Raw genomic sequence first — 15,120 nt, 5'->3', positions numbered from 1 at the left:
TTGAAAGAGAGGAGAAAAAAGTATGGTTATTCAAGCTATTCTGGTTGGTTTGGTTTATTGGTTGTCAATGGGACGTGCATGTTACTATATCTCATTTGCTATTCGTAAACCATTGGTTCTAGGGGTGATCATCGGATTGATTTACAATGATATTCCTAGTGGTTTGATGTATGGTGCGACTATTCAGTTGATGTATATGGGTGGTATCGAAGCAGGTGGAAATATTCCAAGTGATCAAGGCCTCGCTTCTTGTATTGCCATTCCTGCAGCAATTGTAACAAATTTGGATCCGGCAGCTGCCGTTGCACTTGCTGTTCCATTTGGCGTATTAGGTGTATTGATCAATAACGTTCGTCGTACGATCAACTCATTCTACAATGCAAAAGCAGATCAATTCGTTGAAGAGGAAAAATATGATGCATTAAATATCTTCTCATTCCTGTTGCCTTGGTTGACAAATGGTGCATTGTACTTTACACCAGTGTTTATCGCTACATTATTTGGTGCAGATGTTGTGCAGGCATTTATCAATGTCGTTCCTGAATGGTTGATGAATGGATTAAATAATGCCGGTAATATGCTTCCAGCTTTAGGTTTTGCATTAACATTAGTGGTTATGGGAAAACAAAAATACTTACCGTTCTTTGTATTAGGATTCTTCTTGTATTCCATCTTAGGATTCTCAATGTTAACTGGTGCTGTCATCGCATTGTGCCTTGCATTGATCACATCTCTGTTTAAACAAACAGATGAGGAGGTAGCGTAATGAGTGAACAAATGAATAATACAAACACAGCAGTTGAAGAAAAGAAAACGATCGTCACAAAAAAAGATCTGATGAAATCATGGCTGCGCTGGACAACAGCGGTAGAAGTGCCTGTTAGTTTTGACCGTATGCAAGCATTAGCATTTGGTTATTCAATGAACCCGGTCATGAGAAAGATCTATAAAAACAAACCGGAAGAATTAAAAGAAGCAATGAAGCGTCATACTTCTATGTTCAATACGAACTGTGACTGGGGAAGCATCATTCATGGTATTACGATCTCTTTGGAAGAGCAGCGTGCATTAGGTCATGAAGATGAAATCACTCCTGAGATGATCCAGTCATTAAAACTTGGTTTGATGGGTCCGCTTGCAGGTATTGGTGACAGCGTGGATCAAGGAATCGTTGCAACGATCCCGCTGGCTATCTTTGTACCAATGGCTCAAGCTGGTTCCGTAATCGCTGCTTTCATTCCAGCAATCATTTACGTTGCTTGGTCTTATATCTGGTCTTGGACATTATTCAAGAAGGGTTATACGCTAGGTAAAAACTCTGTATTGGAGATCTTGCATTCTGGTGCGATCAAAAAGGTAATCGATATCGCCAGTATTGTCGGTCTGTTTATGATTGGCTGTTTGTCTGCTTCTTATGTAAAAGTTACAACGATTTTAGAGTTTGCCAGTGGTGCTGCAGATGGTGCTACAACAACTGTACAATCGATCTTGGATGGTATCCTTCCTAATTTGCTGCCATTCTGTGTAGTAATGGGTATGTATCTGTATATCACGAAACGAGGACCTAAATTTATTCGTCTGATGGTTTATACAATGGTCATTGCGATTGCATTAACTTTCTTCCACATTATTTAATATCCGTTTACACAATTAGGGCAAATCTGGTGGGAGATAAGATTTGCCCTATTATTTAGTCAGAAAGGAATGAATTATATGAAAGTATTAATTACACCTAGAGGATTTGCTACTTACGGTCTTGATGAAGTAGCAAAAATGCGCAACGCTGGATTAGAAGTACATTATAATGATACAGGATTGGCTTATACGCATGAACAGTTTAAAGAACTGGCAAAAGATGCAGATGCGATCATTGTCGGTGTAGATAAAATGGACGCAGAAATGATGGAGGGTTGTCCTAACTTAAAGGTCGTATGCAAATTTGGTGTCGGTACAGATAATATCGATCTGGATTATGCAAAAGAGCATTCTATCTATGTAGGACGCTGCGTAGGCGGCAACTCTCGTTCCGTAGCGGAACATGTCATTGCGCTGATGTTTGCAGAAGCAAAAAACTTGTATTATTCGATAGACGAGGTAAAAGATCATAAATGGGCAAAACCTACCGGATTGGAGATCTATGGTAAAAAACTGGGTATCATTGGATTTGGAATGATCGGAAAATATTTAGCTGATTATGCATATGGAATCGGCATGGAAGTATATGCCTACGATGCATTCCCAATCAAAGAAGAAACTGCACAGCAGCATCATGCTAAAATTGCTACATTAGATGAAATCATCACGGAATGTGATTATATTTCGCTGCATGTTCCGCTGCTGGATTCTACAAAAGATATGATTTCCGCAAAAGAATTCAAAAAGATGAAAAAGAACGCTTGTGTCATTAATGCAGCTCGTGGCGGCATCGTCAATGAAGAAGATCTATATGAAGCATTGTCAACTGGCGAGATTCGTAGTGCATGCTTTGACGTATACAGCTCAGAACCACCAAAAGAGGGGGACAAGCTGCTTGCTTTAGATAATTTCTATCTGACTCCACATACGGCAGCTCGTACAAAAGAATCAGAGACACGCACTTGTCAGATTTCTACACAAATCGTAATGGAACAGCTGTTAGGAAAGTAGGTAGTAACAATGAATGAAACTGCTAAAAATTTTCTGGCAAATATCAAAGAGGAAATCGATAAATATATCGATACGATCGATCTAGATAAAATCGAAGAAGCTGCCAAAATCATATTAAATGCAGAAGCAAAAGGGAATCGTGTGCATGTAACCGGCATAGGAAAACCTGGACATGTAGCAGGCTATATAGCGAGCTTATTGTCTTCAACAGGTGTACCGACTTACGAATTACATGGTACAGAAGCTGTTCATGGCTCCAGCGGACAAGTGATGCCGGGCGATGTTGTCATTGCAATCAGCAACAGCGGAGAGACGATGGAACTGCAAGCGACAGTAAGAACTTTACTTGCAAATGGAGCACATATTATCAGCTGTACTGGCAATGATCAATCAACATTGGCCAAAGAAAGTGAAGTATGTTTAAAAGCGCATGTGGATAAAGAAGGAGATTCTTTAAATAAACCGCCGCGTGCATCTATTATTGCAGAAATCTTGATTTTACAGACACTCAGTGATGTATTACAGGAATATAAGAAATTAGATTTGAATCAATACGTAAAATGGCATCCGGGCGGAAGCTTGGGCAAGAGCATTCGTGAAATGCAGAAATAAGGAGAATGTATGGAAAAATTTAATATTGTCATTGGCACACATGGACGTTTTGGAGAGGAACTAGTAAAATCAGCTTCCATGATTGCTGGAGATATGAGTCATGTAAAGACATGTTCACTTCTTCCAGAGTATTCTTTTGAAGAATATATGAAAGTCGCTACAGAAACATTGGATAGTTTGGATGATGGTTTCACGATCGTTTTGGTAGATCTGTATGGAGGAACACCATGCAATACATTTACAGTCTTATCTCAAAAGTATCATTATGATGTTTTGACTGGGTTAAATTTACCGGTTTTAATTGATCTATATCTGAAGCTGTCAAATGCATCTGATATCGATAAGAAAAAGATCGTGCAAGAAACGATGGAAACGTATGCACAAGCTTGTGTTCATACGAATCAGCAGTTATATGAAAAATAATTATTTAAAATAGTTGGTATTTAGAAAAAAAGATGATAGTCTTTAATCACAAGTGTAAAAAGATTTTGAGGTGAACTAAATGCTGATTGGAGAAATATTTGATGAATTCATCCATGTTATTCATGAGAATCAAAAGTACACGATTGGAATGATCAGTGATGAAAAGGAAATTACGCTTTGTAGTGATAAATCATTAATCGGGAGATCACTGGACTATAATCATCCTAATAAAAATAATGTATTTTTTGAAATTGTAGTACAAGGACAAGAATTTGGATATCTGTGGGTAAATGGTAAAGAAGATAGTCTGCAAATGATCGGTAATCTGTTATATGAGTCATTAACAATTCGTCTGATGTTTGAAATAAATCAAAAAAACCTCAAAAGAAAGATTACGAAAGATGATGAATTAGTTCGTTGTTTACTTGATGAAGAAAATTTTGACATGGCAAAAGTTTTAAGCTTGTTAAATGATCTGGGGCTGGATGCAAAGAAACCGCGGGTTGCTATTTATTTGATTTCAAATGAAGAGGATATCAGAACGCAGGATGTCATGTGCTTAAAGATGGGACCAGACAGTAGAGAAATATTTTATTCACTCTTAAATGAGCGCACATTATTGATTTTCCGCGATATTCCAGAGGAATACAAGGAAACTGATGAAATCAGAAAGTTCATTCTTCGTTATATCAAACAATTAAAGGAGTTAGATTTTACAAATTGCTACTTTTATATAGGAACAATTCAGCATAAAATGCGTCAATATATACACTCCTATCAGAGTTGTTTATGGTTGAGAGAGCATATGAAGGCAACAATTAATTCACCGCTATTTTTTAATGACTACTTAACAGAATATTTTTTAATGAAAATCGATGCCAAAGACGTTGAAAGCGTGTACAATTATTATATAGAAACAGGAAAAGAGATCGATTGCAAAGAATTAATTGAAATTTCTGAGGCACTCATGAACAATGATTTTAATTTAACGCAGACCGCTGAGGATCTATTCCTTCATAAAAACACATTGATTTATAAAATAAAAAAATATGAAGAAATCTTTCAGATGGATATTCGAGGCAGCTTTCAAGGTAAAATTCTTTTGTTATTGATTTCACGTGCATTGAAAGAACGTAGCAATTTGGCGCAGGTGGGTGATTGACATGAAAGGTACTAATATTAAGCTGGTTCGTGTAGATTCTAGATTGTTGCATGCAACCGTACAGTTAAATTGGAACCAATTTATAAATGCTGATCAAGTTTGGGTGGTAGATCCACATTATGTTAAAGACCCTTTTATTGCAAATGTCATGCAGCTTTGTTTACCAAAAACAATGAAAGTAAATTTTTATTCGGTTGAGCAGTTTATTTTGCAGCTTCAGAAAAATGAAGATATGAAGGTCATGATCATATTTCCAAACTTGCAGATCGTGGAACAGGCTGTCAAAGCCGGATTTAGGGTAAGTGAGATTCAACTTCCATATCCGGCAAGCAGGGTCTTGTTAAAAAAATTGTCAGAGTATTTCTCGCCTGAAGATATAGACAGGATACGTTATATTCAAAGTCAAGGCATTCAATTGTTTTTTCAAACAACACCTTTTGATAATAAAGACTATTCGATATTTAAAAAATAAAGGAGTATGCAGTATGTTTGAAGGTATTATCACACCAATTGTGACACCATTTAATAGAGATGAAAATGAAACGATCAATTACGAAGCAACGGAGAAGCTTGTCAATCATTTGATCGAGCACGGTGTAAAAGGTATATTTATTTTAGGAAGCAATGGTGAGTTCCATGTAATTGATGAAGATGAGAAAGTAGAATTTGCCAAAAAAGTGATCGAAATTGTAAATAAACGAGTTCCTGTTTTTGTGGGAACAGGTTGCTGTTCAACACGAGAAACAATTCGCTTATCAAAAAAAATGGAGGAATTAGGAGCTGATGCATTAAGCGTCATTACACCTTATTTCTTGAAACCGACAGATGAAAATTTATATGCACATTACAAAGCAATTGCTCAAAGTGTGCATATTCCGATTATTCTCTATAATATTCCAAAAGCAACAGGATGTCCTTTGGATCCAAAACTGGTAGACCGCTTGGCGGATATTGAAAATATCAAAGCTATCAAAGACAGCAGTGGTGAGCTGGAGCGAATTCAAGCTTATGCGGATATTGCAAAGAGAAAAGATTTTGAACTTTTGATCGGCAGTGATTCAAAGATCAGCTATGCGTATGGATTAGGAGCTACTGCTGCAGTTGCAGGAACAAGCAATGTAATCGTTGATACATTGGTCGGTCTAGATCGTGCATTACGTGCTGGAGAGAGTGAGAAAGCAAGTCAATTACAGAAAGATATCGATGTATTGCGTGGCGTTCTGAAACTGGGTACGGTACCAAGCGCCATGAAACGTTCCGTGGAGCTAGCAGGCATTGCTGAAGTAGGACCGGCACGTATGCCAGTACAGGAATTGAGCGAAGAAGATGATCAAAAGATCATAGAGATGTTGAAATATTACGGATTACGTTAAAGAAAAATGGTGATTTCATTTGAAATCGCCATTTCATTATGTGTGCCGGGCATGGCACGAATTCAGTTGGAGATAAGCCAACCACAGGTAGTTACCGCCAAGTGTAGCGAACCACAAGTCGTTAACAGTGATGTTGAGGATGGAGGAAGTGGTGTAGCGATTCTTTCGAGCGTACGAACAGAAACCGGATATAAGGCTAAATGGTGGATAAGGTTGCATATCAAACCGAAGTCCAAAAGGTAAACGTAAAACCAAGACAGTAAATCAGGACGTTGTGAAAGAAACAGGATTCGTGAATTACCCCGGGAGGTCTTGTGGACGATGAAATCCAATATCTTTAAAATCAGTGATGGTAACATCGGTCGAAAAAGGTTTACCACAAGAAGTCAGCTGAGGTCGTAGTAGGTAGAGACATCTATACCCAAGGACCTAATGTTTATATGGTGCAGCTCACCATGCGCAATGTTTGGATAGTTCGAAATCGAGGATAGTTCCATAAGTGGGAATCGTAATCCCATGGGAATGAAGGTAGAGGGAATGGTTCCAAATATATTTACAAAAGGAAGGAGAAGCAACAACATGAAATTGATCGAAGTGATCTTAAGAGATGAAAATCTCGAAGAGGCAATCAAAAGAGTCAAAAGTAATAAAGGTGTACCTGGCATTGATAAGATGACAGTGGATGAAATTGACGAGTATTTCAAGGCCTATAGGGAACAGATAAAGAAACAGATACTGGCGAAGAAATACAAACCTCAACCTGTAAGAAGAGTCTATATTCCTAAATCAAATGGAAAGAAAAGACCCCTGGGAATTCCAACAGTAGTAGACAGGGTCATCCAACAGGCGATAGCTCAAGTGTTATCAGATATTTATGATAGTAAATTCAGTGAGAATAGTTTTGGATTTCGACCAAACAGGAGTGCACATGATGCCATCCTGCGAACACTGGACTACTTAAATGAAGGATACGAATGGGTCATCGATTTAGATATAGAAGCATACTTCGATACAGTAAATCACGATAAATTAATTTCAATACTTAGAGAGCATGTGAATGATTCGACAACATTGCATTTGATTCGTAAATTCCTGCAGGCAGGAATCATGGAAAATGGTTTTGTCAAAGCAAATGCCATAGGAATGCCACAAGGAGGACCTCTAAGTCCAATTCTATCAAATATTTACTTAGATAAATTTGATAAGGAACTGGAAGAAAGGGGACTATGCTTTGTGAGATATGCAGATGACAGTAATATCTTCGTTAAAAGCGAGATGGCAGCAAATCGAGTGATGAAGTCCGTCACATCATGGCTGGAGAGAAAATTATTCCTAAAAGTCAGTGCAACCAAAACAAAGGTAGTACGACCAACGAATAGTAATTTTCTAGGTTTTACATACTGGAAGAACTCATCAAAATGGGAATGTATTCCTACAAAGAAGAGTAAGAAAAGCCTGTATGATAAATGTCGAAAGGAACTCATTCGAAAGAAATGTGTAGCACAGACCAACGCTAAAACATTCACCAGGATAAACCAAATCGTCAAAGGATGGATAAACTACTTTCGAATCGGAAGGATGAAGAACTTCATCGATGAATTTGGACAATGGTTAAGGCACAAAATAAGGGTCATCATCTTAAAACAGTGGAAAGTACCACCGAGGATATATAAAAATCTACAAAAGTTGAATGAGAAATTGCCATATCACTTCAGTGATGAACAACTCTACTCGGTAGCGAATACAAGGCTTGGCCTATATAAACAAGCAAATGGGAATGTAATTAATTTCTTACTTAATGCGGATATTCTAGCCATAAGAAAAGAGGAAAGACCTGGATTGGTCAATCCTCTAGCATACTATCTAAGATAGGTTGTATTAACATATAAATGTAGCGCCGTATACGAGACCCGTACGTACGGTGCAATGAGAGGGGCGAAGATTAATTTCTTCCCTCTACTCTATTGCAAATAGAAAAGAACCTTGGAATAGATATATTGCAGGTTCCAAATGAAAGGAAATAAATTGAGCGAGATAAGGAAGAATGATCTACGAGTACCTTCAACGCCTTTACCAGATATCCAGTTAGTTGTATGTGATCTGGATGGTACTTTATTGACTACAGATAAGTATCTGGATGATCAAATCATTGAGGTAAATAAACACAAAAAATATAGATTTACAATTGCATCAGGCCGTAGTGCGATTTTGGTTAAATCATATATTGAGCAATTGCAGTTGCAGTTGCCCTATATAACAAATAATGGTGCAGAGTTATTTGATAAGGATCAAAAATGTATTCAAAGCTATACGATTACAAGTAAAGAACTATCTGTCATTGTACAATTGGTGCATGAAATGAAGATAGAATGCTATGCTTGTTCAGATCAGATGATTTACACGATCGGAGAAGCGAATGTCATCAAGCCATTACGAGATCGTTTTGTCGGTAAGTTAACGATCATAGAATCTGCTGCACTGGAACAGATTTGTATGGATTCGATCCATAAACTTGTATGCATGCATCAAAATCTAACGACAATGGAAGATTTTGCACGACAAGTCAATACGCTTTGTACTGGGTCGATCTGTATTCGTTCTGAAGGAAATGCATTCAATATCGTGAATCGACAAGCTTCAAAAGGAAAGACGTTATTGGATCTGATGTCATTATTGAATATACAGAAAGAACATGTTCTGGTATTTGGCGATAATTACAATGATCTTTCTATGTTTCAAGAAGCCGGATATTCGGTAGCAATGGAAAATGCAGATCGAGAAGTGAAAGATAAAGCTGCTTTTATCACAAGAGGGAATGATCAAAACGGTGTTTCTTACTTTTTAAAACATTTTGTAGAATAAGAAAAACTGTAACTAATAGCGAATTATCCATTAGTTACAGTTTTTTTACATATCATCGATTGGTTTTTGATAGAAACGGCCATAAAAGTTGTTTGTACGATACGTATTGATGATCACGTTTGGATCTGCATTGCGTAAACACATGACCACATCATGGGCCTCATAAGAAGAAACGACAGTTTTACATACATACACACGTTTGTGCAGGTAGGCACCATAACCTTCCAATACGGTCATTCCATGATGGAAATGAGTCAGATATTCTTCGCTGAGATGTTCTGGGTGCTGAGTGGTTGCTTCGATGGTAATCTGTTCATAGCGATGATGAAATGTCGAAATGGTTCGTGTGGAAATGAACTGGAATACGATAGAGTAGCCGGCATATTCCCATCCGAAGATTGCTCCAAATATCGCTAAGATACAGACATTGAACATAAAGATCTCATTCCAGATGGATTTGTGGATCTTATTTGATACATAGAGAGAAATGAAATCAGTCCCGCCAGTGGAACCGTTTGCTTTTAAGGCAAGAGTAATTGCCATTCCATTTAAAAATCCGCCAAAAGCAACATTCAATATCACATCGTTCAAAATCGGTTCAAAATGGACAAAACCTAACAAAAATGAGGTAAGGCAAAATTGGATAGAACTATATAATGTAAATCGTTTTCCTACCGAACGATAGCAGGCCAATGCAACAGGTACATTCAAGATCAGAATACCGATCGAAGTAGGAAAATACCAGCCGCAAAGATTTGCTATACGGTCTAATAAGATGGCTACTCCTGTAAAACCGGCAGATAGTAAGTTGGCAGGATTGATAAATGATTGTATGACATAAGTTTGCAATAAAGATGAACAAGCAATCATGATAAGAGAAAGCACGATACGCACTTTTTTATTCTTTTTTACTTGTTCATACCAGTGTATGGAAATCATGAAATGTCCCTCTTTCTATATTCCTAAATACGATTATTCATCCTCCATGACGATCAGTTCATTCGCATAAGGAAGTGTTTTGATCCATGCGCATACTGTATGCCATTCTTCCAATTTATGATTTTTACGTGCATGATAAATATTGATCAATGTCTCATAATTAAAAGTACAGGTCCTTAATTGATGGTAACTTGTCGGCAGTAACTGAATCATGCTGTACCATGTTTCTTTGTCTTTCGTTTCTAAATAAGATAAACGCAGTTTTTCCAAAGTTTCAATGGTAGCCTGTAGAGATGCCAATGCGATCGCATTCATATGTTCGTGTGAAAAATCGTCCATCGTAAATGGTTTTGCGGCGATTTTGTGCATGGTAGAAGTAGAATTTGCCACGGTAGCAACTTTATATGTATCATATTCTTTCCACCAATACAAAGGTGCATCAAAATCAACAGAGACAAAGATCTGACGGACAAATTTGCGGTGATCGCTTCCGGCTCTCGCTAAACGTTTTGCTAGATTCAGGTCATTTTCACCTAATTTAAAATTTCCATCTTCATCATAATAACTGTCCATGCGGTTCCAGCTGTTTAATGGATTACGTGCACCTCGCATGGCATTTTCCATATTCATTACACAAGTTTTGCTAATTTTTATCATGGTAACTCTCCTTAAAATAATCTTTTCATAACTATTGTATAGAAAGGTGTCAGAAAATCAAGTGAAACAAATGTCTTTTTTTGAATCTGTCGGCATATACATGAAAATGGGAGGAAAAATATGAAGATAGTAAAAATAGAGAAACAATTAACATTGCCACATAACATCAAAGAACTTCAGGAAGTCTCTATTCAAGAAGGATTGCAATATAAAAGGGAAAATGAAGGTATCCGTGCAATTGGTCCATTGTATGTGCTGGGAAGTTATGAAGATGAGCAAGGCAATGATCAATCGATCAAAGAGCTGATCGATATGGATGTATTTGCGCCCAAAGAGAAGTTAAGCGGGGAAGATTTTATGATTTCGATAGGGCAAGTCCTGCCTGCGGCTGATCAGAATATGTTGTCATTGGAAATAGAATTACAGATTGCAGGATTAAAAGAAGAACAGGAAGAAGAAACGATAAAAGAAAGTGAGCAAACAGAAAGTGATAGCGAAGATGCAATGTCTATATTGGATGATTGTTTTGAGGATCTGTTTGAGGAGGAAGCTACATCGTATACCACTTGCCGCTTAGTGGTTGCAAAAGCAAATGATACGTATGCCAGTATTGCCAAACGATATGATGTGGATGAAAAAAAACTGCAAAGCTGCAATCATGATCGAGAAATCATTGAAAAAACGTTAGTCGTTCTTCCCTTATATTGACATGGGAAATGAATTTGTTTAAAATATAAGCAATAGTCCAAATGCGAAGAACAGAAGGAGTAGCAGTTGCCCATTTTAACAGAGAGTCCTTGTTAGCTGAAAAAGGATGGATGGAGCTGTGAAGGTAGTCTGGGAGCAGCTTTCCCGAAGAGATGTAAGGAAAGACGCAGACACAGCGTTAGTGAAGGAAGGCATGTTTTGCATGCGAATAAAGGTGGTACCACGGAAAGCGTCCTTTAAGGCGCTTTTTTTTGTTGTTGGAGGGGTGCGATGGAACTGGAAAGCAAACGATTGTATTATCGTCCTTTAACACAAGCGGATGCTTGTGATCTCTTTCGGATCTACTCGAAAAAAGAAGTGGTGCGCTGGCTCAATGTTCCTTACCATGTGGATGTGGAGGAAACATTAGAAGGAATTCGCAAATGGGAACAGCTTTGTGAAAAACTAAGTCAGCCGATGCCGTTTGTTATCGTAGAAAAGAAAATGGACCGAATTATCGGCACGATTGACCTTCATCACCCAAGCAGCTCGCATACAATGGAAATTGGTTATTTGCTGGATTCTGTGTACTGGCATCAAGGTTATATGCAAGAAGCATTGCGAAGTTTATTGGACTATGGTTTTCAAACATTGGATCTGCATCGGATCAATGCCTGGTGTGCAGCGGAAAATAAAGCCAGCAGTGCTTTATTAAAACGTACAAACTTTCTTTTTGATGGAGAATTGCCGCATCGGGTATTATTGGGAGATGGCAGATACCATACGATGGAGTTATATACACTGATGAGAGAGGATTGGAGGAATCAGTATGAAAAAACAGCTGGCAGCCAAATATGATCATCATCAAGTAGAAGCAAATTATTATGATGAATGGTTGAAAAAAGGCTATTTTACTGCCGGAGATAAAAGCAAGGATCCATTTTGCATCGTGATCCCGCCGCCAAATGTAACTGGAAAATTGCATTTAGGACATGCTTGGGATACGACATTGCAGGATATCATCGCTCGTTATAAACGTCTGCAGGGTTATGATATGTTGTGGCTTGCAGGGATGGATCATGCCGGTATCGCTACACAGGCAAAAGTAGACGCACGTTTAAAAGAACAAGGAATTTCCCGCTATGATATCGGACGTGAAAAATTTTTGGAACATGCATGGGCGTGGAAAGAAGAATATGCAGCAACGATTCGTAAGCAATGGGCGAAGCTGGGCTTGTCGCTAGATTATAGCAGAGAGCGTTTTACGTTGGATGAAGGCCTTTCCAAAGCAGTTCGTAAAGTCTTTTCTGATTTATACCATGACGGTTTGATCTATCAGGGCGAAAGAATCATCAACTGGGATCCTGAAGCCAAGACAGCACTATCCAATATTGAAGTCATCCATAAAGAAATTGAAGGCGCTATGTATTACTTCAAATATCAAATAGTAGAAAATGGAAAAGAATTAGTGATTGCTACGACACGTCCAGAAACAATGTTTGCCGATCAGGCAATCTTTGTCCATCCAGATGATGAGCGGTATAAAGATATCGTGGGAATGCATGCAATCAATCCAGCCAATGGAGAATCATTGCCAATTATGGCGGATGATTATATTGATATGTCTTTTGGTACAGCGGTTATGAAATGTACCCCGGCACATGATCCAAACGATTTCCAGTTAGCTAAGAAATATGGATTGGCTATGCCGATCTGCATGAATCCAGATGCAACGATGAATGAAATGTGCGGGAAATATACGGGAATGGATCGTTTTGAATGTCGAAAAGCATTAGTTGAAGATTTTCAGGCAAGAGGAGTCGTGGATCATATCGAGAAACATCTCCATCAGGTTGGACACTCAGAACGAACAGGTGTGATCGTAGAACCATATTTATCAAAACAATGGTTCGTGAAGATGAAACCGTTAGCAGAGGCCGTGTTGAAAAATCAGGAAATTGAAGACGAAAAAATTCATTTCTATCCAAAGCGTTTTGAAAAGACATTCCAACAGTGGCTGGAAAATATTGAAGACTGGTGTATTTCTCGTCAATTATGGTGGGGACACCGTATTCCGGCTTGGTACAATAAGGACAGCGGTGAAGTGTATGTAGGAGAAGAAGATCCAAAAGATATTGAAAACTGGGTGCAAGATGAAGATGTATTGGATACTTGGTTCTCTAGTGCATTATGGCCATTCTCTACTTTAGGCTGGCCGGAAGATACGGATGATCTGAAACGATATTTCCCTAACGATGTACTGGTTACCGGGTATGATATCATTTTCTTCTGGGTTGCCAGAATGGCTTTCCAATCCCGTTATTGCATGAAGAGCCGTCCGTTTAAAGATGTTTTGATCCATGGTTTGGTTCGTGATGAAAAAGGCCGAAAGATGTCAAAATCTTTAGGAAACGGGATCGATCCAATGGATGTGATCGATACGTATGGTGTGGATTCTTTACGTTTCTTCTTGACGACAAATTCGACTCCGGGCCAAGATCTGCGATTCACTGCTAAAAAAATCGAAGCCAGCTGGAATTTTATCAACAAGATCTGGAATGCAACGCGATTTGTGCAAATGCAGCTAGGTGATGAAGATATTACGATGGATCTGTCGCATGTGTCTATCATCGATAAATGGATCTTGAAACGTTTCAATGATGTATTGAAAAATGTATCCGAAAATATGGAGAAGTATGAATTTGCACTTGTCGGCAATGAACTGTACAGTTTCATTTGGGATGATTTCTGTAGCTGGTATATTGAATTGAGCAAGGCAGGTCTGCAGAGTGAAGATGAAAAAGTAAAACAGGCGACACAGTCGACCTTGCTGATTGTGCTGCAGGGAATCATTAAGATGCTGCATCCATTCATGCCGTTTGTGACAGAAGAAATTTATTTAAGTCTTCCGCATGAAAAAGAAAGCATTAATTTAGAATCCTGGCCAATGGCGGCTGATATCATGATGAGTGATGAAGAGATGTTTGCTGTTCGTCAATTGTTATCCATGATCACGGCTGTGCGTGAAATCAAAACGGATTACCAATTAAAACCAAGTGCTGAGATCGAAGTTGCTATCAAGGATGAAAATGGTAGCTGGAAAACAATAGCGGAAGCTACAGCGGCTATCTTGATGAAAATGTGTCATGCAAAATGGACGGTCTTAAAAGAGGATGAAGAGATGGTAACCCGGCCAATCTTGGGAGGTACGTTGTCTACGCCATTGGCTGCAATGATCAATGTAGAAGAAGAAATTGCAAAATTAGAAAAAGAAGAAAAACGTTTAGCATCTGAAATTGCGCGTGGGGAAGGTATGTTGAATAATCCGAATTTTGTAAATAAGGCACCTGCCGCAAAAGTGGAAAGCGAAAAGAAAAAGTTAGAAAATTATCGTCGCCAATACGAAATCGTAAAAGAAGAGCTGAAACAAATGCGTGCGAATTTAAAATAATGATGAAGAAAAGCCACAGGATGTCTATAACGGATATGTGGCTTTTTTTGCTCGTTTGATAAAGGGGGAATCGAGAATGAACAAAATCAAAGAACGTGTACATTTATTGCAACAAAAAATGAAAGAACAGTGTATCGATGCGTATATCGTACCGACAGCGGATTTTCATGAAACTGAAATCGTGTGTGATTATTTTAAAGCACGGGCATTCATGAGCGGATTCAGCGGATCTGCGGGAACCTGTGTTTTTACAGCAGATCAGGGAAAACTGTGGACAGATGGACGATACTTCATCCAGGCCGCAAAGC

General features: G+C 38.4%; 16 protein-coding genes and 1 other annotated feature. Of the genes, 14 read left to right on the top strand and 2 right to left on the bottom strand.

What is annotated here, in order from left to right:
* Nucleotides 1–22: 22 nt before the first annotated feature.
* The 10 genes from BQ9859_RS10215 to BQ9859_RS10165 all read left to right on the top strand — a co-directional run bounded on the left by BQ9859_RS10215 (nucleotide 23) and on the right by BQ9859_RS10165 (nucleotide 9,078).
* Nucleotides 23–766, top strand: a complete 744-nt coding sequence (locus BQ9859_RS10215; protein ID WP_075878069.1) for a PTS mannose/fructose/sorbose/N-acetylgalactosamine transporter subunit IIC — start codon at nucleotides 23–25, stop codon at nucleotides 764–766.
* Nucleotides 766–1,635, top strand: a complete 870-nt coding sequence (locus BQ9859_RS10210; protein ID WP_075878068.1) for a PTS system mannose/fructose/sorbose family transporter subunit IID — start codon at nucleotides 766–768, stop codon at nucleotides 1,633–1,635. The genes BQ9859_RS10215 and BQ9859_RS10210 overlap by 1 nt, the downstream gene beginning before the upstream one ends.
* Nucleotides 1,636–1,713: 78 nt before the next feature.
* A complete protein-coding gene (locus tag BQ9859_RS10205; RefSeq protein WP_075878067.1) occupies nucleotides 1,714–2,646 on the top strand; it encodes a phosphoglycerate dehydrogenase in 933 nt (310 codons plus the stop codon).
* 9 nt (nucleotides 2,647–2,655) lie between these two features.
* Nucleotides 2,656–3,258, top strand: coding sequence for an SIS domain-containing protein (locus BQ9859_RS10200; protein WP_075878066.1), 603 nt, complete (start codon nucleotides 2,656–2,658; stop codon nucleotides 3,256–3,258).
* Between the two features lie 9 nt (nucleotides 3,259–3,267).
* Entirely contained in the window at nucleotides 3,268–3,681 is a 414-nt protein-coding gene (locus BQ9859_RS10195; protein WP_075878065.1) for a PTS sugar transporter subunit IIA, read from the top strand.
* Nucleotides 3,682–3,760: 79 nt separating this feature from the next.
* On the top strand, nucleotides 3,761–4,843 hold the full coding sequence (locus BQ9859_RS10190; protein ID WP_075878064.1) for a PucR family transcriptional regulator: 1,083 nt from the start codon (nucleotides 3,761–3,763) through the stop codon (nucleotides 4,841–4,843).
* Between the two features lies 1 nt (nucleotide 4,844).
* Complete coding sequence (locus BQ9859_RS10185; RefSeq protein ID WP_075878063.1) at nucleotides 4,845–5,315, top strand: PTS sugar transporter subunit IIB; 471 nt, start codon at nucleotides 4,845–4,847, stop codon at nucleotides 5,313–5,315.
* 13 nt (nucleotides 5,316–5,328) lie between these two features.
* Nucleotides 5,329–6,216, top strand: coding sequence for a 4-hydroxy-tetrahydrodipicolinate synthase (dapA, locus tag BQ9859_RS10180; protein ID WP_075878062.1), 888 nt, complete (start codon nucleotides 5,329–5,331; stop codon nucleotides 6,214–6,216).
* 579 nt (nucleotides 6,217–6,795) lie between these two features.
* Nucleotides 6,796–8,088 (top strand): group II intron reverse transcriptase/maturase, encoded by a 1,293-nt coding sequence (ltrA, locus tag BQ9859_RS10170; RefSeq protein WP_075877859.1) that lies wholly within the window; start codon nucleotides 6,796–6,798, stop codon nucleotides 8,086–8,088.
* Nucleotides 8,089–8,226: 138 nt separating this feature from the next.
* Nucleotides 8,227–9,078 (top strand): Cof-type HAD-IIB family hydrolase, encoded by an 852-nt coding sequence (locus BQ9859_RS10165; protein WP_075878061.1) that lies wholly within the window; start codon nucleotides 8,227–8,229, stop codon nucleotides 9,076–9,078.
* A gap of 45 nt (nucleotides 9,079–9,123) precedes the next feature.
* Here the strand turns inward: BQ9859_RS10165 and BQ9859_RS10160 are convergent, their stop codons facing one another.
* Together BQ9859_RS10160 and BQ9859_RS10155 are read right to left on the bottom strand one after the other, a co-directional pair.
* Nucleotides 9,124–10,017: a YitT family protein gene (locus BQ9859_RS10160; protein WP_075878060.1), complete on the bottom strand. Its 894-nt coding sequence runs from the start codon at nucleotides 10,015–10,017 to the stop codon at nucleotides 9,124–9,126.
* Nucleotides 10,018–10,050: 33 nt separating this feature from the next.
* Entirely contained in the window at nucleotides 10,051–10,674 is a 624-nt protein-coding gene (locus BQ9859_RS10155) for a hypothetical protein (RefSeq protein ID WP_075878059.1), read from the bottom strand.
* Between the two features lie 120 nt (nucleotides 10,675–10,794).
* Here BQ9859_RS10155 and BQ9859_RS10150 point away from each other — a divergent pair, with 120 nt between their 5' ends.
* The 4 genes from BQ9859_RS10150 to BQ9859_RS10135 form a co-directional block, all read left to right on the top strand.
* The gene (locus BQ9859_RS10150) at nucleotides 10,795–11,382 is read left to right on the top strand and encodes a LysM peptidoglycan-binding domain-containing protein (RefSeq protein WP_075878058.1); all 588 of its coding nucleotides are present in this window, start codon (nucleotides 10,795–10,797) and stop codon (nucleotides 11,380–11,382) included.
* A 37-nt stretch (nucleotides 11,383–11,419) separates the two neighbouring features.
* Nucleotides 11,420–11,622, top strand: a binding site (T-box leader).
* Nucleotides 11,623–11,652: 30 nt separating this feature from the next.
* Nucleotides 11,653–12,219 carry a GNAT family N-acetyltransferase gene (locus BQ9859_RS10145; protein WP_075878057.1) on the top strand — a complete coding sequence of 189 codons (567 nt, stop codon included), beginning with the start codon at nucleotides 11,653–11,655 and terminating at the stop codon, nucleotides 12,217–12,219.
* On the top strand, nucleotides 12,191–14,812 hold the full coding sequence (locus BQ9859_RS10140; RefSeq protein ID WP_075878056.1) for a valine--tRNA ligase: 2,622 nt from the start codon (nucleotides 12,191–12,193) through the stop codon (nucleotides 14,810–14,812). The genes BQ9859_RS10145 and BQ9859_RS10140 overlap by 29 nt, the downstream gene beginning before the upstream one ends.
* Before the next feature lie 76 nt (nucleotides 14,813–14,888).
* Nucleotides 14,889–15,120 (top strand): aminopeptidase P family N-terminal domain-containing protein (locus tag BQ9859_RS10135; protein WP_202613489.1); only part of this gene is annotated, 232 nt, incomplete at its 3' end.

The sequence above is a fragment of the Merdibacter massiliensis genome (genome assembly GCF_900155395.1).
GTDB classification, from domain to species: domain Bacteria; phylum Bacillota_I; class Bacilli_A; order Erysipelotrichales; family Erysipelotrichaceae; genus Merdibacter; species Merdibacter massiliensis.
Note: the sequence above shows the minus strand (reverse complement) of the source record. Positions and strands in the feature narration are given on the sequence as shown.